This window comes from Vibrio sp. OPT41 (assembly GCF_015163595.1).
Classification (GTDB): Bacteria; Pseudomonadota; Gammaproteobacteria; order Enterobacterales; family Vibrionaceae; genus Vibrio; species Vibrio alginolyticus.
In genome coordinates this window covers 1-203 of the sequence record NZ_JADDYH010000097.1, presented here as the reverse complement: position 1 = coordinate 203, position 203 = coordinate 1, and the positions used below count along the sequence as shown (strand labels likewise).

Annotated in this window: 1 pseudogene; it reads right to left on the bottom strand. The window is 41.9% G+C overall.

The features are described from left to right. Positions 1–203, bottom strand: a pseudogene (locus tag IQP38_RS25550) (hypothetical protein); the annotation flags it as partial.

Genomic DNA, 203 nt, shown 5'->3' with positions numbered 1-203 from the left:
TTTGATTGTTCGATTTCAGACTCGGTTTGCCACTTGCCGTTGTAAAGGTATTCACGCTCAGGAAGTGGGGCATTTGACGCCCTTAAATCAAATACCTCTTCGGTTTGATATTCTCTACTACAAACTGGAATACTAAAGAGCCTTGATTCTGGCTTCGATTCAAACAGCTTTTTGTGGTCATCTACCTCTGTACAATCCAGCTT